Genomic DNA, 20,662 nt, shown 5'->3' with positions numbered 1-20,662 from the left:
CGGACTGCCGGGTTCCCCTCGCGTGCCAGCCACGTCACAGGCCCGGCTTGGACTTGACCATATTGTCCGCCCGTAGCATGCCCGGCAGCGCATCGACGAAGAAGTCCGCCTGCAATGCTGCGCCCGCCTTGACGTCGTATTGCGCAAAGTCCCGGACACCGGCTGCCAATAGCACTTCGTCATCGAGAAAGAAATTTCCCGTGCACTCCCTCGACGGGCGGGTCAGGATATAGTGGGCCGCATCGGCGACTATCTCCGGCTTGCGACAGGCCGCAATCATATCCGCACCGCCAATCTCGTTTCGCACGGCAGCAGTCGCTATCGCGGTTCTTGGCCACAGCGAATTCACGGCGACGCCACGGTCCTTGAACTCACCAGCCAGCGCGAGGGTGAAAAGGCTCATCGTGTATTTGGCGATGGTATAGGCCGGGAAATCCTTGAACCACTTTGCGTCGGTGACGAGCGGTGGCGACAGCGTAAGGATGTGCGGATTCGCCGAATTGAGAAGGTGGGGCAGGCAGGCCTGGCTACAGACAAACGTGCCTCTCCCATTCACCTCATGCATCAGGTCGTAGCGCTTGACGGGCGTATCCAGCGTTCCCGTCAACCGGATGGCGCTGGCATTGTTCACGAGTATGTCGATGCCGCCGAACACCTCAACGGTTGTGGCAACCGCAGCCTTTACGCGTTCCTCATCGCGAATGTCGACGACCAGCGCAAGCGCCTTTCCGCCAGCAGATTCCACGGCCGCCGCCGCCGTATGTATCGTGCCCTCAAGTCGCGGGTCCGGGTCGGCCGTCTTTGCTGCAATCACGATATTTGCGCCGTCACGCGCCGCCCGAAGTGCAATGGCAAGTCCGATGCCGCGACTGCCTCCTGACATGAATAGTGTTTTGCCGGCGAGGTTCATGGTCGTCTCCTGAATACTTGGGCTGGCATGCGGTTAAGTACGAAACGCTGCGTTGCTACGAGTTAAAACAGAAAGACTGAAGTGGAAAGCGTTGCCACGACGGCGCGTCGAACGATGGCGGCGCTGCTTTCACGGCTTCTTGACTGGAATGACCTGTCCCGTGATGTCCTCGACCAGACTTCGCTTGTACGCTTGAGCTACCACCGCGGCCGGAGTACCCGCCGAGTAAGCTTGCCCCATCGCGGCAAGCGTTTCTGAGACCCAGCCTGGGCTGACGACGTTCACCCGCGACTTGCCGTGCAGTTCGAGAGCCGCGGACCGGACGAACGCCTCGACCCCCGCATTCACGATGCCCACTACGGCACTTCCTGTGACCGGATGCTGGGACAGAATGCCGCTGGTTAGCGTCAGGGACCCGCCTTGTGCAATGTGACCGGCCGAGCACCGGACGAGATTGACCTGTCCCATCAGCTTATTCGTCAGACTGAACGCAAAGTCTTCGTCGGTCAGCCATTCAAGCGGCGCAAATTTCGCGGCACCTGCGGTGCAAATCACAGCATCAACGGTTCCGAGTTGCCGGTACATTGACTCAATGGAAGCCTTGTTCGCGAGGTCGACCGACAAGTCCGGGCCGTTGCGGCTCGCACCAATGACCTCGTGCTCGGGCGAGAGCAGGTGAACGATTTCCCTGCCGAGCAGTCCGGTTGCGCCAACTATCAGAATGCGCATACGTCCTCCTTATCCGGAAGCGTCAGGCCAGCGCGGAGTGACGCATCGCACGTGGCGCCAAGACGAACGAATATCGTACTACCGGCCGAGGCGGCCGTTTGGGGCGACATTCAAGTACCCGCACTCGTAATGTCGATGAAGAGAGCAGTGTGACCTCCTGAGGTTCCAGTCCTTGCGCAGGATCTGCAGCTAGTCGAGGCTCGCAGGACGAGGAGGATCCCGGCTCGCACCCGTGGCACGCCGCCGGCGGGCAAGCCTCGCCGCGCGCCTCGAATCGTCGGATTCGACGACGCCGCACCGCACAACTCCCGCTAATCTTCAGAGCATGCCCGGTGCCGTTTGTCGGCGCGCCAGAACATCATCAGAGGGGAGTTCCAGTGCAAGACGCCTATATCTACGACCACGTGCGCACGCCTCGCGGCAGAGGGCGCGCGGACGGGAGCCTTCACGAGATCACGCCGGTCCAGCTTGCCGCCCAGACGCTCGCGGCCGTGCGCGATCGCAACGGATTCGACACCGGGCTCGTCGACGACGTGATTCTCGGCTGCGTCGCGCCTATCGGCGAGCAGGGCGCGAACCTCGGCCGTGTGGCCGCGATTGCCGCCGACTATGCGCAAGGCGTGCCGGGCCAGCAGATCAACCGCTTCTGTGCGTCGGCGCTCGAAGCCGTCAATCTGGGTGCCTCGCTCGTGAGCAGTGGCCAGGCGCGCAGCGTGGTGGCGGGCGGCGTCGAATCGATGTCGCGCACGCCGATCGGCGGCGACGGCGGCCCCTGGTACGCCGACCCGCAAACAGGATGGAAGTGCTATTACGCACCGCAAGGCATCGGTGCCGATCTGATTGCCGCGCTCGACGGCTATAGCCGTGAGGACGTCGACGCCTTCGCGGTCGAAAGCCAGCGCCTCGCGGCGCAAGCATGGGACGAGGCGCGCTTCGCGAAGTCGGTGCTGTCCGTGCGCGTTCGGACGAGACGCTTGCGCGCGCGCTCGACTTCGTCAGGCAGTTGCGCAAGACGCCGATCGTCGGCAACGACAGCCCGGGCTTTTTCACGAGGCGTGTGTTCGGCAGCTATGTCGACCAGGGCTTCATGATGCTCAAGGAAGGCGTCGCGCCCGCGCTGATCGAAAACGCCACGCGCGCGGCGGGTATGCCAGTCGGCCCGCTCGCAGTGGCAGACGAGGTCTCGCTGCCGTTGCAGTTGAAGGTCAACGAGCAGGCGATTGCCGATGGTCTCGACGAGCGCATCCAGCGCGGCGCGGCGATCGATCTCGTCAGGAAGATGGAGCGCGAACTTGTGCAACGTAATCCGGATGCGGGCCTACATTCGCCTGCAAAGCTATCAACGACCCTGACACGGCTCGAACTGAGGCGGAGTGTCGGGCTTCAGGTTAGTTAGCAGTTGAGTTGCCTGCGATCGACGTCTCCGAGTTGCCTGGAGAAATTCTTATGGATCAGTTAATTGGGCCTGTTTTCGTCACGCCAGATTTCGTTTGCAAGGGGTAGTTCTCGGACCAGTCTTGTTTGCAAGGAATTTGGCTAATTGTTTGATTCTTAGAGGGGAGCGTTCGCGCCCCGGCGTTTGGAGGTCATCCAGGTGCGTGCTGGTAATTTTACAATGCAGCGAAAGTGCGCTTGGTGTGGGAAGGGCGTTGCCTGCAAACCGTCATGGCGTAAGGAGTCGGAGGGCGAGGTCGATTTTCCAGGACAGTTTTATTTGCGAAGAATCGTAAGAACAACTTTGTTTGCAACAGATCAGATTTCGTTTGCTGATCACCACGTGCCGCAAGTTCCTGCTCGTGAGCTATTTTGCATCGCCCTTGACTTCCATTTAGATGATGACTACCATCTAAATAACATCGAACCACGGAGCACGGGTCATCATGAGGAAGTCGAAGGTCGAAACGGCGCAAACGCGCGAGCGCATTGTGGAAGTTGCGGCCGGCGCGTTCAGGGCGAATGGCATCCATGCAACGGGCCTCGCCGACGTCATGGCCGCCGCAGGGCTTTCGCATGGCGGCTTTTATCGCCATTTCGAGTCGAAGGATCAACTGGTCGCCGAAGCCTGCGAAGCGGGCCTGGCCGGCATCGTCGAAAATCTCGCCGCCGCAGCGGCCGGGGCTACGGGCGAGGACGCGTTCCGTGCGGTCGTGGACGCGTACATGTCCACCGGTCATCGCGATGCGCGCGCAAATGGTTGCCCACTGGCCGCCATGGGCAGCGAGCTGGCGCGCGCGGACGACGCTGCGCGTGCGGCGGCGTCGCGCGGGTTCGACGCGCTCGTCGACATGCTGGCGGCGCGCATGGCAACGCCGGAAGAAGAGGCGGACCGGTCGCAGGCCGTGTTCACGCTAGCGGCCATGATCGGCGCGCTGACCATGGCGCGCATCATCCCCGATCAAGCGGCTTCTGCGTCGCTGCTGCAGGACGTCAGGCAACACATCGAAATGCTTTGAACGAAAACTGTCGCCAGAGAATGGCGATTCGATTCGCGCTCATATGTGCATATGCACTCGAAATGGAGAATTCATCATGCAACAGCGTAAGTTCCTGATTACCGGCGCTACCGGCAAAACCGGCGTGCATGTGGTGGGCAATCTGCTCGAAGCCGGACATGCGGTGCGCGCGATGGTCCATCGGGAAGACGCGCGCAGCGCTGCGCTGCAGGCCGCCGGCGCCGAAGTCGTGGTGGGCGACTTGCTCGATCACGACGATCTGATTCGCGCCACCGCAGGCGTGACGGGCGCTTATCTTTGCTATCCCGTGCGGCCCGGATTCATTCAGGGCACGGCGTATTTCGCAGACGCCGCCCGCCGCGCCGGTCTTGAAGTCGTGGTGGAAATGTCGCAGATCTCGGCGCGCGAACAGGCGAAAAGCCACGCCGCGCGCGATCACTGGATCGCGGAGCGCGTACTCGACTGGTCCGGTGTGCCGACCGTTCATATTCGTCCGACCTTCTTTTCCGAATGGCTGATCTTCCCTTGGGTGCGCGACACGATCGTCAAGGAAGGGCAGATCACGCTGCCTTACGGTGCGGGACGCCATGCGCCGATCGCCGCCGTTGACCAGGCGCGCTTCATCGCCACGGTGCTCGCGCAACCGCAGGGGCATATTGGCAAGACGTATGAGCTTTGCGGCCCGGTCGAATTCGACCACCACGGTATTGCCGAAGAAATCGGCAAGGTCATCGACAGGAAGATCGTATATCGCCCCGGCACGCTCGACGAATATCGGGCGCATTTGCAGAGGTACGACTTGCCGGAGTTTGTGATCCAGCACTTCATTGAAGTCGCCGTCGACTACCAGAACGGCGTATTCGAAGGGACCGATAAAGTCATCGAGCAAGTTACCGGAAGGGCGCCGCAGACGGTCGAGGCATTCGTTCGCGCCAACCGCGAGCTTTTCCAGTCTTGATCCAATCGATCTTGATTACTTTGCAGTACTGATCCAGGAGATTAAAAATGAAGATCAAGAATTCCGTTGTGTTCGTTACGGGCGCAAGCCGCGGCCTCGGTCTGGCCTTTGCACGCGAGGCGCTCGCGCGCGGGGCCGCCAAGGTCTATGCAGGGGTGCGCAACCCGGAAGGCTTTAGCGAGCCCGGCATCATTCCCGTCAAGCTCGACGTGACCGATCCGGCTTCGGTCACGGCCGCGGCGAAGGTCGCGTCGGACGTGACGCTGCTTGTGAACAACGCCGGGATCGCGGAAATACTCGAGACGCCGCTTTTGGCAGAGGCGGAAGAACAGGCCCGGCGCATTTTCGAAACGAATTTTTATGGTGTCATTCGCACGACCCGCACTTTCGAATCCGTGCTTCCGAGCGATGGAAACGGTGGCGTCATCAACGTGCTCTCCGATGTTTCGTGGCGAGCCGTGCCGTTCCTCGCGCCGTATTCCGCTTCGAAGGCGGCGGCATGGAGCTATACGAACAACATCCGGTTGCATTTCAGGGCGCGCAATATCGGCGTGGTCGGCGTGCATGTCGGCTTTGTCGATACCGATCTCACCAAGGATTTCGACGTGCCGAAAGTCAGCCCCGCCGATGTCGTCCGGCAAGCCTACGACGCGCTTGAGGCGGGCGAAAGCGAAGTGCTGGCGGACGCGGGAAGCCGGGAGTTGAAGCAATCGCTTTCGGCTGCGGTGCCGGGCTACATCGACCCCGCGGTGCTTCAGGCATGAGCGGCAGGTGGCCGGTCAATCGCCGCTCGGCAAGTCCAGCTGCGCGTCGAGCCCAACGATTCTCCCGTCCGCCACCCGATTGCGCAGCACGAGCGTGCCGCCATGGGCGGCCGCCACGCTGCGCGCAATCGTGAGCCCCAACCCTGTACCACCCGGCGCATCGCTGTGACGCGAATCAACGCGGAAATAAGGCTCGAACACGCGTTCGAGCAGCGCGGTGTCGGCAATGCCGGACCCGTTGTCGCTGATCACCACCCGCACGCCATGCTCAACGTCGCTTACGGTGACGCTTGCTTCGCCGCCATAGCGAATTGCGTTGTCGAAAAGATTCTGCAGGCAGCGTTTGAGATTGCGCGCAAAGCCCGGAATGGGCGCATGCACGCTGCCCGTCACGCTCACATGATGGCCCTGCTCGCATGCGTCGCTCGCGAGGCCTTCGAGCATCGAAACGAGGTCGATGCGCTGGCGCGGCTCGGTGATCTCCACACCCTGCACGGCGTCTAGCGTGGCGCGCACCATGCCTTCCATGTCTTCGAGGTCGCCGCGCAAGCGCTCGCGCGACGCCGCGTCCGGCAGCATTTCCACGCGCAGCCGCAGCCGCGTGAGCGGCGAGCGCAAGTCGTGCGAGACCGCGCTCAAAAAGCGCGTGCGCGCGGCAAAGCTGTCGATCAACTGCTGCTGCATGGCGTTGAACGAGTGCGCCGCGTTGCGCACTTCGCGCGGCCCCGTTTCCTGCAAGGGCGCGCGATAGATGTTGCGCCCGAGCGCTTCGGCCGCCGCCGCGAAGCGGCGCAACGGCGCAAGCGCAAAGCGCACCGCAATCAACGCGATCAGGCACACGGCGACGAAGCGCAGCGCATAGATGCGCAGCAGGTAATCCATCACGAGCGCGCCGCGCTCGGTATGCATGCCCGCCTGGCCCTCATTCGCGTGGATATCGAGCCACCCTTGACCCGGCACCTCGAGCTGCACGTGAAAGTCGCCGGTCGGCATGCGCGAGTCGAACAGGCTCAGCACGCCGCCTTCGCGGCGCGCGCCGTCGCGCACCTGGGCGTCGATCAGGTGCACGTCGATGGGCTCTTGCAGGCGCTTGCGAATCACGCCCTCGATCAGCCCGGCGGTGGCGCGCTGCGCGAGCGAAAGCGTGGCGGGCACCGCTAGCGGTGCGCCTTGCACCCACTTGAGGCGGTAACGGTCGTCGCCGAGCGTGCCGACGATCGCCTCGCGCGTCGCGGCGTCGGGCGCGCGCTGGATCAGGCGCACCGTATCGGCGAGACGGCTGCCGAAGAGGCGCGCGGGAATTTCGAGCGTGCGGTTGTCGTGCGTTTCGAACCAGATCGTGCTGGTCAGCAACTGACCCGCGAACATGCCCGCCGCGAGAATCACGACGAGGCGCCCGAAGAGCGTATCGGGCCAAAGCGGCCAAAGGCGCAACTTCGATGCGAAACGAGCAAACCGCCTCACGCTTCGTACCCAACGTCGGCCACGAGCATATAGCCCTCGTTGCGCACGGTGCGAATGAGCGTGGCCTCGCGCGCCGAATCCTTGAGCTGCTGGCGCAGCCGGCTCACGCAGACGTCGATGGCGCGGTCGAGCGGCGTCATGCTCTTGCTGAACACCTGGTCGAGCAGAAATTCGCGCGAGAGCGGGCGGTTCGGATGGTCGAGCAGCGTGCGCAGCGTGCGGTAGTCCGAGCCGCCTAGCGAAACGACCACGCCGTCGGGCGAGCACATCTGCTTCATGCGCGTGTCGAGGCGCCAGCCCGCGAAGGTGATGAACGCGTTCGCGTCGGCGGGGCGCGTTCCGGGCACCGCGCGCGTGCGGCGCAGGACCACCTTGATCTTGGCGAGCAGCTCGCGCGGATCGAAGGGCTTGGGCAGATAGTCGTCGGCGCCCATTTCGAGGCCGAGGATGCGGTCGAGCAGGCCGCCGCGCGCGGAAAGAATAATGACGGGCGTGTCGTGGACCCGGCGCAGCTCGCGCGTGAGGTCGAGTCCGTCTTCGCCGTCGAGCATGAGGTCGAGCACGATCAGGTCGACCTGGGCGGTGCCGAGTACCTGCTTCATCTGCGCGCCGTTGGTGGCGGCGCTCGCCTGGTAGCCCATCTCGCGCAGGTAGTCGCGCAGCAGTTGCCGGATGTTGGCGTCGTCGTCGACGACCAGTATGTGATCCATCTTTTTTCTCTTGCCGCCGCGGGACTGAAGCCGCGCCCAACACATTCCATTACAAAACGGCCGGTTTCAACACATCGCCATTACAAATGACCGTTAAAGTTGCGCTCGCAAATAGCAATCGTTCGCATTTACAGAATATATCATGTTGACCTTTCGATTGATCCCTGGCTTGACCCGCGTGGCGCTGCGGGGCGCCGTATCCGTTGCGACTGCGGCTGCAACTTCGGCCGCCATCGCCTTGAGCTGCGGCGCCACCGCCGCCCAGGCCGCCACGCCGGCGCCCGCGCAGACGGCCCAGGCGCCGCGCGTCGTGACCGATCTCGCGGGCCGCACGGTCAAGGTGCCTGCCGAGCCGCATCGCATTCTGCTTGGCGAGAGCCGTCTGCTTGCGGCGGTCGCGCTGCTCGAGGGTCAGAAGCCGCTCGCGCGCATCGTGGGCTGGCAGGGCGACCTGCCGACCATGGACCCGCAGACTTACGAGGCCTACGCGCAGCGCTTCCCCGAAATTCGCCAGATCCCGCTGATCGGCAAGGCGACCGAGGACAGCATCAGCGACGAGAAGGCGCTCGCGCTCAAGCCCGATGTGGCGATTTTCAGCGTGGCGGGCCACGGCCCGAGCCGTTACAACGCGCTCGTCAAGCAACTGGAAGCGACCGGCACGACCGTGGTGTTCGTCGATTTCCGCGTGCACCCGATGCAGAACACGCTGCCGAGCATCAAGCTGCTTGGCGCGGTCCTGCACCGCGAGAAGGAAGCCGATGCCTATATCCAGTTCTATCAGCAGCATCTCGCGCGCGTGCAGCAAGTGGTGAATGCGATTCCCGAGTCGCAGCGCCCGAAGGTGTTCGTGGACATGCTGGCGGGCGTATGGGACGCGGGCTGCTGCCACACGGCGGGCAAGGGCAACTTCGGCGAGTTCGTGGATGCCGCGGGCGGCCGCAACATCGCAGCGGGCCTCTTGCCCGGCGTGCTCGGCGACATCAGCATGGAGCAGGTGATCGCGGCGCAGCCCGACGTGTATATCGCCACGGGCAGCCGCACGAAGCCCGGCCTCGCTTCGCTGCGCGTGGGCGCGCTCACGAGCGAGCACGATGCCGATGCGAGCCTCGCGCAACTGGTCGCGCGTCCCGGCTTCGACACCATCAAGGCGATTCACGATGGGCGCGTGCACGGCATTTCGCACAACTATTACGACTCGCCGTACAACATCGTCGCGATCGAGGCGTTCGCGAAGTGGTTCTATCCGCAGCAGTTCAGCACGCTCGATGTGCACGCGACCGAGCGTGAACTGTATCGCCGCTTCCTCGCGATTCCCGATACGGGTACGGAGTGGGTCGATGCGCCGTTGCCTGCGGCGCAAGCGCAGCAGGCCGCGCGATGAACAGCGTGCGCCTGGCCGCAGAAGCCACGCGGCCGCTCGACACGATGTCCGATGCGCACGACGCCAAGGCCCAGATGCGCGCCTACGCGCGCCTCACGCGCCGCCGCGTGCTGTGTCTCGCAGCGGTCGCGCTGCTGATCGTCGCCTCGCTGCTGTTCGACCTCAGCTCCGGCCCTTCGGGTCTGCCCATTGCGACCTTGCTGCGCACGATTTTCGAGCCCGCCTCGGCGGACCCCGCCACTAGCGTGATCGTGTGGCAGATCCGTCTGCCGTATGCGGTCATGGCGCTCGTGGTCGGCGCCTCGCTCGGCATTTCGGGCGCGGAGATGCAGACGATCCTCAACAATCCGCTCGCGAGCCCCTATACGTTGGGCGTTTCGGCGGCGGCCGCCTTCGGCGCGTCGCTCGCCATCGTGCTCGACGTGGCGATTCCGGGCGTCGCGCAAACGTGGATCGTTTCGGCCAACGCGTTCGTGTTCGCGTTCGCTTCGGCGCTCATGCTCGATTTCGTCGCGCGCTGGCGCGGCATGAGCACGGCGGGCGTCGTGCTGATGGGCATCGCGCTCGTGTTCTCGTTTCATGCGCTCGTCGAGCTGATGCAGTTCATCGCCTCCGCCGACGCGCTGCAGGGCCTCGTGTTCTGGACGCTCGGTTCGCTCGCGCGCGCCGACTGGCCGAAGATCGGCGTGCTCACAGCGGCGCTCGCGCTCGCCGTGCCATTCTCGATGCGCAACGCGTGGACGCTCACCGCGCTGCGTCTGGGCGAAGAGCGCGCGGCGAGCTTCGGCATCGACGTGCGGCGCCTGCGTCTGGGCACGCTGTTGCGCGTGTCGGCGCTTTCGGCGCTCGCCGTGTCGTTCGTCGGCACCATCGGTTTCGTTGGGCTGATCGCGCCGCATATCGCGCGCACGCTGTTCGGCGAGGATCATCGTTTCTATCTGCCGGGCAGCCTGCTGCTCGGCGCGCTGATGCTCTCGCTCGCCTCCATCGCTTCGAAGCTGCTGATTCCGGGCGTGCTCATTCCGGTGGGCATCGTCACGGCGCTCGTGGGCATTCCGCTCTTTCTCGGCATCGTCGTGCGCTCGCAGGGGATGTCGCAATGAGCGGGCTGTCGATCCACGCGCTTTCGGTGCACTACGGCAAGCGCGAAGTGTTGAGCGAATTGAGCGCCGGGCCGCTCGCGCGCGGCGAGATCACGGCGCTGCTCGGGCCGAACGGCAGCGGCAAATCCACCTTGCTGCGTACGCTGGCGGGCCTGAACGCGCCGCGCAGCGGCTCGCTCACGCTCGATGGCGCGCCGCTCAAGCTAACTGCCGCGGGCGCTCGCTCGCACAGCGTGGTTTATCTGCCGCAAGCGTTGCCGGCCGGCGTGCGCCTCGCGGTGCTGGAGTCGGTCGTGGTGGCCGCGCGTGCGGGGCGCGATCCGGCGTCGCAGTTTGGCGCGTCGCGCGGGGCGTCGTCCGTGCAAATCGCGCACGCGCATGCGGTGCTCGAGCGGCTCGGGATTGCCGCGCTCGCGGGCCGCTCGCTCGACGAGCTCTCGGGCGGGCAGCGCCAGCTGGTGGGTATCGCTCAGGCCTTGGTGCGCGATCCGCAGGTGCTGCTGCTCGACGAGCCGTGCTCCGCGCTCGACCTCAATCACCAGTTCCAGGTGATGCAGGTGCTGCGCGACGTGACCCGCGAGCGCGCGATCGTCACAGTGGTCGTGCTGCACGACATCAACGCGGCCGTGCGTGCCTGCGACCGCGCGATGTTGCTGCATCGAGGGCGCATAGCGCGCCTGGGCGCACCGGCCGAGGTCGTCACCGCCGACAGCCTCGCCGAAGTGTTCGGCGTTCGCGCGCGCATCGAGCCATGCTCGCGCGGACAGCTTCAAGTTCTGATCGACGGTCTCGCCGGTCAGCAGGGCATCGCCAGCCGCCACTAGCGCGGCCCAGCCAGCCCGTTCAATCCGCCGTTTCAGCGCGCGTCTTCACGACGCCGGACCGCATTCGCCTTGCGCGAATGCGGGGCCGGTTCGCGCGCTGCGCGGCCATCGCCACACGCAACACTCGTGATCACTCGAAGGAAAAAACAATGAAAAAGACGCTCGTCGCCGCAGCCCTCGCCGCGGCTTATGCATGCGGGGCCCACGCACAAAGCAGTGTGACGCTGTACGGCGTGATCGACGCCGGACTCTCGTACAACAGCAACGCAGGCGGCCATAGCCTCTTTGCGGCCGGCAGCGGCAACGTCACGGGCAGCCACTGGGGCATAACCGGCAGCGAGGACCTGGGCGGCGGCACGCGCGCCATTTTCCGCCTTGAGAGCGGCTTCAGCGTGACGAACGGCACGCTGCGCCAGGGCGGCCGCATGTTCGGCTACCAGGCGTACGCGGGCCTCGAAAACAATCGCTACGGCGCGCTCACGCTGGGCCGGCAATACGACTCCGTGGTCGACTATCTCGCGCCGCTCAGCTTCACGGGGCGTCATCCGGGCGGCAACAATCTCTCGGCTCACCCGTACGACAACGACAATCTCAACAACTCGTTTCGCGTGAACAACGCGGTCAAGTACGCGAGCACGAACTATGGCGGCGCGAAGTTCGGCGCGCTCTACGGCTTCTCGAACGAGGCGGGCGGGTTCGACGACAATCGCCTCTACAGTTTTGGCGCGTCGTACGATTTCGGCGGATTCGAGTTCGGCACGGGCTACCTGCAGGCGAACAACGGCGGCAGCAGCAACACGAACGGCGCGCTCACGCTGACCGACCGCACGTTCATCGCGGCCCAGCAGCGCACCTATGGCGCGGGCGTGAACTACATCACGCGCAATGCGCGCTTCGGCTTTGTGTGGACGCGCACGCAGCTCGGCGGCCTCGACACGATCAACGGCGCGAACAGCCTTGGCCTCGTGCAGAACGGGCAGGGCGCAAGCTTCAGCAACTACGAGGTGAACGCGAGCTATATGTTCACGCCGCAATTCAGCCTGAACGGCGTGTACACCTACACCCAGGGCGCGCTTTCGAGCTCAGGCGGCGAACATCACCCGCGCTGGCACGAGGTGTCGGTGCAGGCCGACTATTTCCTCTCGAAGCGCACCGACGTCTATGCGCAGGCGACCTACCAGCACATCAGCGCGGATGGCTCGGGTCTGGGAGCGGATATCAGCGGGCAGTCGGCGTCGTCGACGAATCAGCAGACGGTTGTTGCGATCGGCATGCGGCACCGGTTCTAGACGTGGCGCAGCCTGCCGCAACCTAAAGCAGGCTGGCAACGCTGACGATGCTGCTTGCGCCGGCGTCCGCGCTAACACTGGCGCCGGCGCTGGCGAGCATCGTCCCGCGGCAACCAGGCGTGCCGCAGCGGCAGGTGTATTCGCGGATGGTGTCTTCGCAGGCGTCGTCGGACAATTCGAGCGCGTAGTCGATGAATAGCTCTTCGCCCGGCAGGATGTCGCGGCATGCGTCGATGAATACGTGGCCGTTGATTTCGACGGTTTCGCAGTTCGCCTGGCACGCGTGATTGAGCCAGCGCGCCCAGTTGCCGCCCTGGCCGCCGTCGATCACGCGGCCATCGGACAGGCCGAAGAGAAACGTATGCGCGCCGTCTTCACGCAGACGATAACGCCGGGCCGCGCTGCGCCAGCTCATGATCTTGCCTTTGTATTCGAAGATGCGCTCGCCGGCCCGCAGGGGGCGCAATGCGTAGACGCCTTTTCCGTGCACCGGCGACTGCCGGACAGTCATTCGTTTGCTCATGGCCATCTTCGCGCGCGTTGAACGCGTGCAGTATAAGCGGCCAGTATGAAAGCGAGTGTTGAAAATGCATATGAGCGTCGATGCTGCTTATCGCGCCTTCGCACGTTGCGTGCACCGTGTTGAAGCAGACCGCACTCGACTCGCCGCTGCTGACCCGTGCCTGGCACCCAGTTGACCTCGCGGGCAGGATCAGGGCAACATACCCGGGTTTATTTCTCGGGTTTCCCGATCCAATTCATGAGTGGGCATATGGCAAGCACGAATGAGCCAGGCGCAGAAGCCTCGTTGACCTATCGGCTGAAGGCCTTGACCAAGATCGCCGATCGTATGAGCAGCGAGATGTCGCGCGACAAACTGGGTGTGCCGTATCCGGAGGCGAGCATCATCGCCGCGATCGGCACGTTCGGACCGCAAACCGTGATGGACATCTCGCGGCGCGCCAACCTCGACAAGAGCCAGGCGAGCCGCACGGTCGAAGCCATGCTCGCCAAGGAGATCCTCGCGCGCGCCGGCAACGACAAGGACGGGCGCAGCGTCATCATTTCGCTCACCGCCGAAGGGCGCAAGATCTTCAAGAAGATCGGCCCGACGCTGGAAAAGCGCGACAGCGACCTTTACCACGGGCTGAACGAGGCCGAGCGCGTTGCGCTGCGCTTTTTGCTCGACAAGATCCTCGCGTCACATGGCTGGGACGCCACGCCCTGAGCGCCTGCGCATCCGTGCATGACTTCCCGGCACGCAATCAGTCATTGAATTGTCATCAAACTGCCGCCGCGAGACGTAGCGCGGTTTTGTGGCGGCCTTGGCGTTAACGCTCAGTGGCGCCTGAACATAAAAGAATGGCATTGGAAGCAAAAAGCGCTTCTCTGGATTGCCGTATCGTTCCCTCACATTGAAAACCTGCTGAACGTGCCATGCAAACGGTCGGTTTCAGCATGCGGATCTAATTTTTCCTTGGAGCGGGACGAAATGAAAGACATCATCGCGGAAAGCCACGAAACAAGCACACACGATCGCGCGACGAGCGCTGTGGCACACACTGGCACGAACCGCGCAAACCACAGCGCCGCAGCGCGCTCGCCGTCGAACTGGGCGTGGGCGACTCCGACCAGCCAGTACGACTGGATGGACGGCCACGCGCCGTTCGCGCTACTCGACTAGCTCAAACGTGTCAATGATCTGGAGTCCGATGCGCTCCATTAAGCTATCGTTTGCGACAGGATGTCGCGAGCCATTGCCTTATTTCGGCACTATAGTTGACTTGTCATGTAAGTGAAAGTCGGCGGCGGGCTGCGCCGGAATGGAGGCAACAATGTTCAAAAACATCGGCGAAACGTATCTGGATCTGGTGGGCGATCGCACGCGCGTGCAAACCTCGCGCGTCACGCAGACGCTATTTGTGATGGACAGGCTGGGCAGCCAGCTTCTGCTGATTTCCCAGCACGGCAAGCCGCAAGCCGCGTTTCCGGCGACGGATCGCAATATCGAGGTCGTGTTGTGCGCGGGCTTGCGCATACATGAGTACGTCATGCTCGACGGCCAGATCGACTATCAGGAAATCGCCGAAAGCCGAGACCATTTCGAAGACGCGGACGAAGGCATGGCCTTCGGCGCCGCGCACGCGTAGTCACCCGCAGTCACCCGCAGTCACCCGTCGTTGCCCGAAGTCACTGCGGCTTCGGCGCCTGAATCATCTTCCAGCCGTTGCCGGCAGGGTCGCGAAAACCGGCGTCCACGCTGCCATAGCGGTCGACAGGCTCCTGAGTGAATTCCACGCCTAGCGCCTTCAGGCGCTCGTAGCTGGCACGGCAGTCCGCCACGGCGAGCACGAGAGGCGGCATGGCACCCTTGGCGACCATGGCGCGCAGCGTTTGCGCGGTGGCCTCGTCGTGAACGGGCGGCCCGGGCAGAAAGAGCCCGAGTTGGAACGAAGGCTGCTCCGGGTGCTGTACAGTGAGCCAGCGGTACGTGCCATTGCGCACGTCGGTATGCACACGGAATCCCAGCTTGTCGACGTAGAACTTGAGCGCTTCGTCCTGGTCGTCGACGTACAGGCCCACCACATTGATACCTTGGTTCATGTCACCTCCTTGATGGATGGCCGCACTTTAGCCTTGTCCGCGCGCCGGCGCTTCTCCAAAACTGCTGTGGTGAGGTCGGGGCGCTGCGCGGCTTTGAGCACGCAGGCGGGCACGCGGTCGATCTCGGGCAGGTTGGCCCGCACCTGAACGCGCATGGCGCTGGGGCTCAAGCCGGTAACGTCGCGAAATGTGCGGCCAAAGGTGCCAAGACTCTCCCAGCCGGTGGCGAAGGCGATATCCGTGATGTCGAGATCGGAGTCGCGCAACAGGGTGGTGGCCTGCTCGATGCGCCGTGTGAGCAGATAGCGATGCGGCGGGAGGCCGAAGGCACGCTTGAAGGAGCGCGCGAAATGCGCTTCGGAAACGCCGCTGACCTCGGCGAGGCGCTTGACTGGCCACGCCTCGTGGGAGGCGGCGTCCATGCGGTCTTTCGCGCGCAACAGACGGCGCAGCAGGGCCGGGTCCTGGAGGGGTTCGGTGTCGGGCGGGGCAGGCTGCGCGTGGTTGACGGCGGGTGCGCTAGTCGGCATGCATTCGTTTGAAATGGGTGGCATGCCGGTAGTTTAGGGCCCAACAGCGATCGAGAGCCGCTGACTGCCTTGCGATCTGGTGGGCCTGCCAGGCGTTGCTCACTGCGACTCGACGAACTGGATAATCTCGCCGTTGTCGCGCTTGAGGTACAAGTCAGCGCCTTTCATGCGCACCTCGTTGCATGAATACGGCATCTTGCTGCCCTTGCTGCAGATCTTGCCGTCCTCGGCTTGCCAGTTGCCGTGGTCGGCAAAACCTTTGCTCGACTTGAAGTCGTAGTCGCCGTTATTGCCATACTGCACATGCCATGTGCTGCCGTCGGCAATCTTGAGGTCGAACGCCTTGCCTGAAAGGCGTTGCTGGAGGTCGGCCGCGCTGGGGCTCGCGGAACCATCGGGGAAGGCCGCTGCATCTGCGAAAGCCGTAGCGGGAACGATGAGCAGGAGCGCAAGCAGCTTCTTCATGGTAGGTCTCCTGAAAGCCGGATTACTGCCTTGCTTCGACACGATGGAGTGGCGCGTGCGCTCGGGGGATAGCCTTGTGCGTGGCGCGGAGGCGGGCATGGCGCGCCGCTCCGTTCATGTTTTCACTATAGCCCTGCGCGAATGCACAGATGTGGCCCGGCGCACACAAGGTGTGTAACCGAGGCCGCACGTCGATGCCAGCGCATCGTTCGGCATGACGCCTCGATGCGCTGGCGGGCCGCGAGTGACTGGCCCCCCGGACCTTACTTCAACCGTCCCGCCAGGAACTGCTGCAGCCGCTCGCTGCGCGGCGCATTGAGCACTTCCTTGGGGTCGCCTTGCTCTTCGATCTTGCCCTTGTGCAGAAACACGACGTGATTCGAAACGTTGCGCGCGAAGCCCATTTCGTGCGTGACGACGATCATCGTGCGGCCTTCCTCGGCGAGCTTTTGCATGACCTTGAGCACTTCGCCCACGAGTTCGGGGTCGAGCGCGGAGGTGGGTTCGTCGAACAGCATCACTTCGGGCTCCATCGCCAACGCGCGGGCAATCGCCACGCGCTGCTGCTGGCCGCCTGAGAGGTGCGACGGGTACTTGTGCTCGACACCGGCAGCGAGGCCCACCTTGTCGAGATACTTGCGCGCGCGGGCCTCGGCTTCGCTGCGGCTCAGTCCAAGCACGCTGACCGGCGCCTCGATGATGTTCTCGAGCACGGTCATGTGCGCCCAGAGATTGAAATGCTGAAAGACCATCGAAAGGCGCGTGCGCATTTTCTGGAGCTGCTTCGGATCGCTCACGCGCAGCGTGCCGCTGCGGTCGGCGCTCGTGCGGATTTCCTCGCCATTGAGCGTGATGCGTCCCGAGCAGGGTGATTCGAGAAAGTTAATGCAACGCAGAAACGTGCTCTTTCCCGAACCGCTCGATCCGATCAGGCTGATCACGTCGCCAGCCTTTGCCTTGAGCGATACGCCCTTCAAAACCTCGTTCTCGCCGAACTTCTTGTGCAGGTCGTCGACAATCAGCTTGTACATACTCGGTTCACTCCATCAGGACTGCAGGAAATTCTTTAATGGCCTTGCGGCTTCAGATAGGCCAGCACACGGGTTTCGAGGCGGCGGAAACCCCAGATCAGGGCGAAGACGATGGACGCATAGAGCGCCGCTGCAATGCCGTACGCCTGAAACGTCATATAGGTGGCGGAATTCGCGTCGCGCGCCACCTTCAGGATGTCGGGCACGGTCGCGGTGAACGCGAGCGTCGTGGCGTGCAGCATGAGGATCACTTCGTTGCTGTACGAGGGCAGGGCGCGCCGCAACGCGGAAGGCAGAATGATGCGCGTGTAGACCTTCGTCTTCGACATGCCATAGGCCTGGGCCGCTTCGATCTCGCCATACGAGGTTTCGCGAATCGCGCCCGCGAAGATTTCGGTGGCGTAGGCGCACTCGTTCAATGCAAACGCCAGCAGCGTGCAATTCATGGCACTGCGAAAAAAGTCGCCAAGCACCGGATTGCCATGCACGAAATGCAGGCTGTAGAGGCCCGTGTAGCACAGCAGCAACTGCACATAGAGCGGCGTGCCGCGGAACACGTAGGTGTAGACCCACACGGGCCGCGAAAGCCACGGGTTGCGCGAAGCGCGTGCAATGGCGAGCGGCACGGCAAGCAGAAAGCCCACTACGATCGAGACGACCAGGAGCCAGAGCGTAATGGCGAGGCCGCTGGTGTTGAAGCCGTCGCTGTACAGATAGTTGGGCCAGTATTGACGAAGCAGTTCGATCACAGCGCTGCCCTCCGCACACCGGTCGAATAGCGCTTTTCGAGGCGGTGCAATGCCAGATTGGAAACCGTGGTGATGGCGAGATAGATCGCGCCGGTCACGAGCGTGAAAAAGAAGAACGCCTGGGTGGCCTTGCCCGCGTCCTGCGCGGCTTTCACCACGTCGGCCAGACCGATGATCGAAACGAGCGCCGTGGCCTTCACGAGCACCTGCCAGTTGTTGCCGATGCCGGGCAGCGCGAAGCGCATCATCTGCGGGAACAGGATGCGCGTGAACACGCGCGTGGAACTCATGCCGTATGCGAAGCCCGCTTCGATCTGTCCGCGCGGAACGGCGAGAAACGCGCCGCGGAAGGTTTCCGTGAAATACGCCCCGTAAATGAAGCCGAGCGTGATGACGCCGGCCACGAACGGGTCGATGTCGATCTGGTCCATGCCCATCATGTCGGTCACGTCGTTGAGCCAGATCTGGATGCTGTAGAACAGCAGCAGCATGAGCACGAGGTCGGGCACCGCGCGAATGAGCGTGGTGTATGCGGTGCCGATACGCGAGAGCATGCGGTTGGGCGAGAGCTTCGCGGCAGCGCCCGCAAGCCCGAGCACAAACGCGGCGCCGAGCGAAAGCACCGCGAGCTTGATGGTTTCCCACGTGCCCGCGAGGAGCAGCGGGCCGAAGCCTTGAAAGACCATGGAAGGATGTCCTCGTTCAGGGGAGCCACGCTCCCCTTTGTGGTTGCAGGAGAAGCCAGCGGCGCTTAGCCGCCGTACACGTCGAAGTCGAAATACTTCGACTCGATCTTCTTGTACGTGCCGTCCTTGATCATGTCGGCGATCGTCTTGTCGATCTTCGCCTTGAGGTCGGCGTCTTCCTTGCGCAGGCCGATAGCAGCGGCGCCGGTGGGGATTTCCGAGCCTGCGAACGCGAAGCCTGCGCCGCGCGGCGTCTTCAGAAAGCCGAGATTGGCCTGCACTTCGTCTTGCAGTGCAGCGTCGAGGCGCCCTGATTGCAGGTCCAGATACACCTGATCCTGGTTCTGGTAAGGAATCACGTTGACGCCCTTGGGCGCCCAGTTCTGCTTTGCGTAGGTCTCCTGAATCGAACCCTGCTCGACGCCCACCGTCCGGCCTTGCAGCGAAGCGACGCTCGGCTGCAGCGGCGAACCCGCTTTCGCAACGAGGCGCGTGGGCGTGTTGAAGAGCTTGGCCGAGAAGGCGATCTGTTGCTCGCGCTGCGGGGTGATCGTGAGCGCGGAGAGCGCACCGTCGAACTTCTTGGCCTTCAGGCCCGGAATCATGCCGTCGAAGTCCTGCTCGACCCACACGCACCTGGCGTTCAGGCGCCGGCAGATCTCATTGCCGAGGTCGATGTCGAAGCCGACCAGCTTGCCATCCGTGGCCTTCGATTCGAACGGCGCGTAGCTTGCGTCGGTGCCGAAGCGGATGGTGGACCAGTCCTTCGCATACGCGCCACCGGCGGCAAGGGCGAGGGCGACACACAAGGCAAGTTTCTTCATGAAGTCTCCGATAGGAATAGTTGGCGTGTGCCCGGTCATGTACTGGAGGTTCGGCCCGGCAAGTTGTCTATACAATTATCGATGTGTCGAAAAGACCGGCAATCGGTGTTATCACCTGGGGATTTCACTGTGTCGAAATCGAAAGATGGCGTAATTCAGGCGTCAGGAAGCGAAACTTCGGGTATACGTGGAGCAGATTGAACTTGTATAGACAAGCTCGCTTCGGTAATCTGATTCCACCTTGTCCAGACAACTTTGACACTGCAATGAACATCAAACTGACTCCCGGCCATCTGACCCTTTCCCAACTGCGCCAGATCGCGCGCGCTGATGAAAACGGCGGCGTGAAGCTCGAACTCGATCCGGCCAGCTTCGCGGCCATCGACGCCGGCGCACGCGCCGTTGCCGAGATCACGGCGAAGGGCGAACCCGCCTACGGCATCAATACGGGCTTCGGGCGTCTGGCGAGCACGCATATTCCGCGTGACCAGCTCGAACTGCTTCAGCGCAACCTGGTGCTTTCGCACGCCGTGGGCGTGGGCGAGCCGATGTCGCGTCCGGTCGTGCGCCTTTTGATGGCGCTGAAGCTGTCGAGCCTGGGCCGCGGCCATTCGGGTATCCGCCGTGAAGTGATGGACGCGCTCATCACGCTGTTCAACGCCGACGTGCTGCCCGTAATTCCGGTGAAGGGTTCCGTGGGCGCCTCGGGCGACCTCGCACCGCTCGCGCATATGTCGTGTGTGCTGCTCGGCGTGGGTGATGTGTTCGCAAAGGGCGAGCGTATGAGCGCGCTGGAGGGCTTGCGTCTCGTCGGCCTCAAGCCGCTCGCCCTGCAGGCGAAGGAAGGTCTCGCGCTGCTCAACGGCACGCAGGCATCCGCCGCGCTCGCGATCTACAACATGTTTGCGATCGAAGACCTGTACCGCACGGCGCTCGTGTCGGGCGCGCTCTGCGTGGATGCAGCGGCTGGCTCGGTCAAGCCGTTCGACGCACGCATTCACGAACTGCGCGGCCATCGCGGCCAGATCGAGGCAGCCGCGGCCTACCGCACGCTGCTCGAGGGCTCGGCGATCAATCTCTCGCATCGCGACTGCGGCAAGGTCCAGGACCCGTACTCGCTGCGCTGCCAGCCGCAGGTGATGGGCGCGTGTCTCGACCAGATGCGCCACGCGGCGCAGGTGCTGCTCG

The 20,662-nt window shown here is 63.5% G+C and carries 25 protein-coding genes; 13 read left to right on the top strand and 12 right to left on the bottom strand.

Annotated features, from left to right (window positions below):
• Window positions 1-34: 34 nt before the first annotated feature.
• Together U5A57_RS37905 and U5A57_RS37900 are read right to left on the bottom strand one after the other, a co-directional pair.
• On the bottom strand, window positions 35-910 hold the full coding sequence (locus U5A57_RS37905) for an NAD(P)-dependent oxidoreductase (RefSeq protein WP_321917118.1): 876 nt from the start codon (window positions 908-910) through the stop codon (window positions 35-37).
• Between the two features lie 129 nt (window positions 911-1,039).
• The gene (locus tag U5A57_RS37900; RefSeq protein WP_321917117.1) at window positions 1,040-1,639 is read right to left on the bottom strand and encodes a short chain dehydrogenase; all 600 of its coding nucleotides are present in this window, start codon (window positions 1,637-1,639) and stop codon (window positions 1,040-1,042) included.
• A gap of 377 nt (window positions 1,640-2,016) precedes the next feature.
• On the opposite strand from U5A57_RS37900, the gene U5A57_RS37895 reads away from it, so the two are divergent.
• The 5 genes from U5A57_RS37895 to U5A57_RS37875 all read left to right on the top strand — a co-directional run bounded on the left by U5A57_RS37895 (window position 2,017) and on the right by U5A57_RS37875 (window position 5,814).
• Window positions 2,017-2,730, top strand: a complete 714-nt coding sequence (locus tag U5A57_RS37895; protein ID WP_415764036.1) for a hypothetical protein — start codon at window positions 2,017-2,019, stop codon at window positions 2,728-2,730.
• A complete protein-coding gene (locus tag U5A57_RS41740; RefSeq protein WP_415764035.1) occupies window positions 2,697-3,035 on the top strand; it encodes a 3-hydroxyacyl-CoA dehydrogenase family protein in 339 nt (112 codons plus the stop codon). The genes U5A57_RS37895 and U5A57_RS41740 overlap by 34 nt, the downstream gene beginning before the upstream one ends.
• A 484-nt stretch (window positions 3,036-3,519) precedes the next feature.
• A complete protein-coding gene (locus tag U5A57_RS37885) occupies window positions 3,520-4,092 on the top strand; it encodes a TetR/AcrR family transcriptional regulator (RefSeq protein ID WP_321917115.1) in 573 nt (190 codons plus the stop codon).
• Between the two features lie 76 nt (window positions 4,093-4,168).
• Window positions 4,169-5,050 carry an NAD(P)H-binding protein gene (locus U5A57_RS37880; protein WP_321917114.1) on the top strand — a complete coding sequence of 294 codons (882 nt, stop codon included), beginning with the start codon at window positions 4,169-4,171 and terminating at the stop codon, window positions 5,048-5,050.
• Window positions 5,051-5,097: 47 nt separating this feature from the next.
• Entirely contained in the window at window positions 5,098-5,814 is a 717-nt protein-coding gene (locus U5A57_RS37875; RefSeq protein WP_321917112.1) for an SDR family oxidoreductase, read from the top strand.
• A gap of 15 nt (window positions 5,815-5,829) precedes the next feature.
• Here the strand turns inward: U5A57_RS37875 and U5A57_RS37870 are convergent, their stop codons facing one another.
• The gene (locus tag U5A57_RS37870) at window positions 5,830-7,278 is read right to left on the bottom strand and encodes an ATP-binding protein (RefSeq protein ID WP_321917111.1); all 1,449 of its coding nucleotides are present in this window, start codon (window positions 7,276-7,278) and stop codon (window positions 5,830-5,832) included.
• Window positions 7,275-7,988, bottom strand: a complete 714-nt coding sequence (locus tag U5A57_RS37865; RefSeq protein ID WP_321917109.1) for a response regulator — start codon at window positions 7,986-7,988, stop codon at window positions 7,275-7,277. Before U5A57_RS37865 ends, U5A57_RS37870 begins: the two co-directional genes overlap by 4 nt.
• Before the next feature lie 142 nt (window positions 7,989-8,130).
• On the opposite strand from U5A57_RS37865, the gene U5A57_RS37860 reads away from it, so the two are divergent.
• The 4 genes from U5A57_RS37860 (at window position 8,131) to U5A57_RS37845 (ending at window position 12,585) form a co-directional block, all read left to right on the top strand.
• The gene (locus U5A57_RS37860) at window positions 8,131-9,369 is read left to right on the top strand and encodes an ABC transporter substrate-binding protein (protein WP_321917108.1); all 1,239 of its coding nucleotides are present in this window, start codon (window positions 8,131-8,133) and stop codon (window positions 9,367-9,369) included.
• A gap of 44 nt (window positions 9,370-9,413) precedes the next feature.
• Entirely contained in the window at window positions 9,414-10,472 is a 1,059-nt protein-coding gene (locus U5A57_RS37855; protein ID WP_415774708.1) for a FecCD family ABC transporter permease, read from the top strand.
• Window positions 10,469-11,296 (top strand): ABC transporter ATP-binding protein, encoded by an 828-nt coding sequence (locus tag U5A57_RS37850; protein WP_321917107.1) that lies wholly within the window; start codon window positions 10,469-10,471, stop codon window positions 11,294-11,296. Before U5A57_RS37855 ends, U5A57_RS37850 begins: the two co-directional genes overlap by 4 nt.
• 149 nt (window positions 11,297-11,445) lie before the next feature.
• Window positions 11,446-12,585, top strand: coding sequence for a porin (locus U5A57_RS37845; RefSeq protein WP_321917105.1), 1,140 nt, complete (start codon window positions 11,446-11,448; stop codon window positions 12,583-12,585).
• Window positions 12,586-12,607: 22 nt separating this feature from the next.
• Here the strand turns inward: U5A57_RS37845 and U5A57_RS37840 are convergent, their stop codons facing one another.
• Complete coding sequence (locus U5A57_RS37840) at window positions 12,608-13,108, bottom strand: SET domain-containing protein (RefSeq protein WP_321917103.1); 501 nt, start codon at window positions 13,106-13,108, stop codon at window positions 12,608-12,610.
• A gap of 249 nt (window positions 13,109-13,357) precedes the next feature.
• Between U5A57_RS37840 and U5A57_RS37835 the strand changes: the two genes are divergently transcribed.
• The 3 genes from U5A57_RS37835 to U5A57_RS37825 all read left to right on the top strand — a co-directional run bounded on the left by U5A57_RS37835 (window position 13,358) and on the right by U5A57_RS37825 (window position 14,735).
• On the top strand, window positions 13,358-13,813 hold the full coding sequence (locus tag U5A57_RS37835) for a MarR family winged helix-turn-helix transcriptional regulator (RefSeq protein ID WP_321917102.1): 456 nt from the start codon (window positions 13,358-13,360) through the stop codon (window positions 13,811-13,813).
• A 264-nt stretch (window positions 13,814-14,077) separates the two neighbouring features.
• Window positions 14,078-14,269 (top strand): hypothetical protein, encoded by a 192-nt coding sequence (locus tag U5A57_RS37830; RefSeq protein ID WP_321917100.1) that lies wholly within the window; start codon window positions 14,078-14,080, stop codon window positions 14,267-14,269.
• 151 nt (window positions 14,270-14,420) lie between these two features.
• Window positions 14,421-14,735 (top strand): hypothetical protein, encoded by a 315-nt coding sequence (locus U5A57_RS37825; RefSeq protein WP_321917098.1) that lies wholly within the window; start codon window positions 14,421-14,423, stop codon window positions 14,733-14,735.
• A gap of 40 nt (window positions 14,736-14,775) precedes the next feature.
• Here U5A57_RS37825 and U5A57_RS37820 read toward each other — a convergent pair whose 3' ends face one another.
• The 7 genes from U5A57_RS37820 to U5A57_RS37790 form a co-directional block, all read right to left on the bottom strand.
• Window positions 14,776-15,189 (bottom strand): VOC family protein, encoded by a 414-nt coding sequence (locus U5A57_RS37820; RefSeq protein WP_321917097.1) that lies wholly within the window; start codon window positions 15,187-15,189, stop codon window positions 14,776-14,778.
• Window positions 15,186-15,719, bottom strand: a complete 534-nt coding sequence (locus U5A57_RS37815) for an AraC family transcriptional regulator (protein WP_321917095.1) — start codon at window positions 15,717-15,719, stop codon at window positions 15,186-15,188. The genes U5A57_RS37820 and U5A57_RS37815 overlap by 4 nt, the downstream gene beginning before the upstream one ends.
• 99 nt (window positions 15,720-15,818) lie before the next feature.
• Entirely contained in the window at window positions 15,819-16,184 is a 366-nt protein-coding gene (locus tag U5A57_RS37810) for a hypothetical protein (protein ID WP_321917094.1), read from the bottom strand.
• Window positions 16,185-16,447: 263 nt separating this feature from the next.
• A complete protein-coding gene (locus U5A57_RS37805; RefSeq protein ID WP_321917092.1) occupies window positions 16,448-17,215 on the bottom strand; it encodes an ABC transporter ATP-binding protein in 768 nt (255 codons plus the stop codon).
• A 35-nt stretch (window positions 17,216-17,250) separates the two neighbouring features.
• Window positions 17,251-17,964 carry an ABC transporter permease gene (locus U5A57_RS37800; protein ID WP_321917091.1) on the bottom strand — a complete coding sequence of 238 codons (714 nt, stop codon included), beginning with the start codon at window positions 17,962-17,964 and terminating at the stop codon, window positions 17,251-17,253.
• Window positions 17,961-18,650 (bottom strand): ABC transporter permease, encoded by a 690-nt coding sequence (locus tag U5A57_RS37795; protein ID WP_321917089.1) that lies wholly within the window; start codon window positions 18,648-18,650, stop codon window positions 17,961-17,963. Before U5A57_RS37795 ends, U5A57_RS37800 begins: the two co-directional genes overlap by 4 nt.
• Window positions 18,651-18,715: 65 nt before the next feature.
• Window positions 18,716-19,474 carry an ABC transporter substrate-binding protein gene (locus tag U5A57_RS37790; RefSeq protein ID WP_321917088.1) on the bottom strand — a complete coding sequence of 253 codons (759 nt, stop codon included), beginning with the start codon at window positions 19,472-19,474 and terminating at the stop codon, window positions 18,716-18,718.
• 266 nt (window positions 19,475-19,740) lie between these two features.
• On the opposite strand from U5A57_RS37790, the gene U5A57_RS37785 reads away from it, so the two are divergent.
• Window positions 19,741-20,662 (top strand): aromatic amino acid lyase (locus tag U5A57_RS37785; protein ID WP_321917087.1); only part of this gene is annotated, 922 nt, incomplete at its 3' end.

The organism is Paraburkholderia sp. J11-2, from assembly GCF_905220185.1.
Taxonomy (GTDB): Bacteria; Pseudomonadota; Gammaproteobacteria; order Burkholderiales; family Burkholderiaceae; genus Paraburkholderia.
This window is presented reverse-complemented; position numbering and strand designations above follow the sequence as displayed.

Excerpts from the sequence above, each read along its gene's own strand:
- U5A57_RS37905 (WP_321917118.1), bottom strand. The coding sequence starts at position 910 with ATGAACCTCGCCGGCAAAACACTATTCATGTCAGGAGGCAGTCGCGGC.
- U5A57_RS37900 (WP_321917117.1), bottom strand. The coding sequence starts at position 1,639 with ATGCGCATTCTGATAGTTGGCGCAACCGGACTGCTCGGCAGGGAAATC.
- U5A57_RS37885 (WP_321917115.1), top strand. The coding sequence starts at position 3,520 with ATGAGGAAGTCGAAGGTCGAAACGGCGCAAACGCGCGAGCGCATTGTG.
- U5A57_RS37880 (WP_321917114.1), top strand. The coding sequence starts at position 4,169 with ATGCAACAGCGTAAGTTCCTGATTACCGGCGCTACCGGCAAAACCGGC.
- U5A57_RS37875 (WP_321917112.1), top strand. The coding sequence starts at position 5,098 with ATGAAGATCAAGAATTCCGTTGTGTTCGTTACGGGCGCAAGCCGCGGC.
- U5A57_RS37865 (WP_321917109.1), bottom strand. The coding sequence starts at position 7,988 with ATGGATCACATACTGGTCGTCGACGACGACGCCAACATCCGGCAACTG.
- U5A57_RS37860 (WP_321917108.1), top strand. The coding sequence starts at position 8,131 with ATGTTGACCTTTCGATTGATCCCTGGCTTGACCCGCGTGGCGCTGCGG.
- U5A57_RS37855 (WP_415774708.1), top strand. The coding sequence starts at position 9,414 with ATGTCCGATGCGCACGACGCCAAGGCCCAGATGCGCGCCTACGCGCGC.
- U5A57_RS37850 (WP_321917107.1), top strand. The coding sequence starts at position 10,469 with ATGAGCGGGCTGTCGATCCACGCGCTTTCGGTGCACTACGGCAAGCGC.
- U5A57_RS37845 (WP_321917105.1), top strand. The coding sequence starts at position 11,446 with ATGAAAAAGACGCTCGTCGCCGCAGCCCTCGCCGCGGCTTATGCATGC.
- U5A57_RS37840 (WP_321917103.1), bottom strand. The coding sequence starts at position 13,108 with ATGAGCAAACGAATGACTGTCCGGCAGTCGCCGGTGCACGGAAAAGGC.
- U5A57_RS37835 (WP_321917102.1), top strand. The coding sequence starts at position 13,358 with ATGGCAAGCACGAATGAGCCAGGCGCAGAAGCCTCGTTGACCTATCGG.
- U5A57_RS37830 (WP_321917100.1), top strand. The coding sequence starts at position 14,078 with ATGAAAGACATCATCGCGGAAAGCCACGAAACAAGCACACACGATCGC.
- U5A57_RS37825 (WP_321917098.1), top strand. The coding sequence starts at position 14,421 with ATGTTCAAAAACATCGGCGAAACGTATCTGGATCTGGTGGGCGATCGC.
- U5A57_RS37820 (WP_321917097.1), bottom strand. The coding sequence starts at position 15,189 with ATGAACCAAGGTATCAATGTGGTGGGCCTGTACGTCGACGACCAGGAC.
- U5A57_RS37815 (WP_321917095.1), bottom strand. The coding sequence starts at position 15,719 with ATGCCGACTAGCGCACCCGCCGTCAACCACGCGCAGCCTGCCCCGCCC.
- U5A57_RS37810 (WP_321917094.1), bottom strand. The coding sequence starts at position 16,184 with ATGAAGAAGCTGCTTGCGCTCCTGCTCATCGTTCCCGCTACGGCTTTC.
- U5A57_RS37805 (WP_321917092.1), bottom strand. The coding sequence starts at position 17,215 with ATGTACAAGCTGATTGTCGACGACCTGCACAAGAAGTTCGGCGAGAAC.
- U5A57_RS37795 (WP_321917089.1), bottom strand. The coding sequence starts at position 18,650 with ATGGTCTTTCAAGGCTTCGGCCCGCTGCTCCTCGCGGGCACGTGGGAA.
- U5A57_RS37790 (WP_321917088.1), bottom strand. The coding sequence starts at position 19,474 with ATGAAGAAACTTGCCTTGTGTGTCGCCCTCGCCCTTGCCGCCGGTGGC.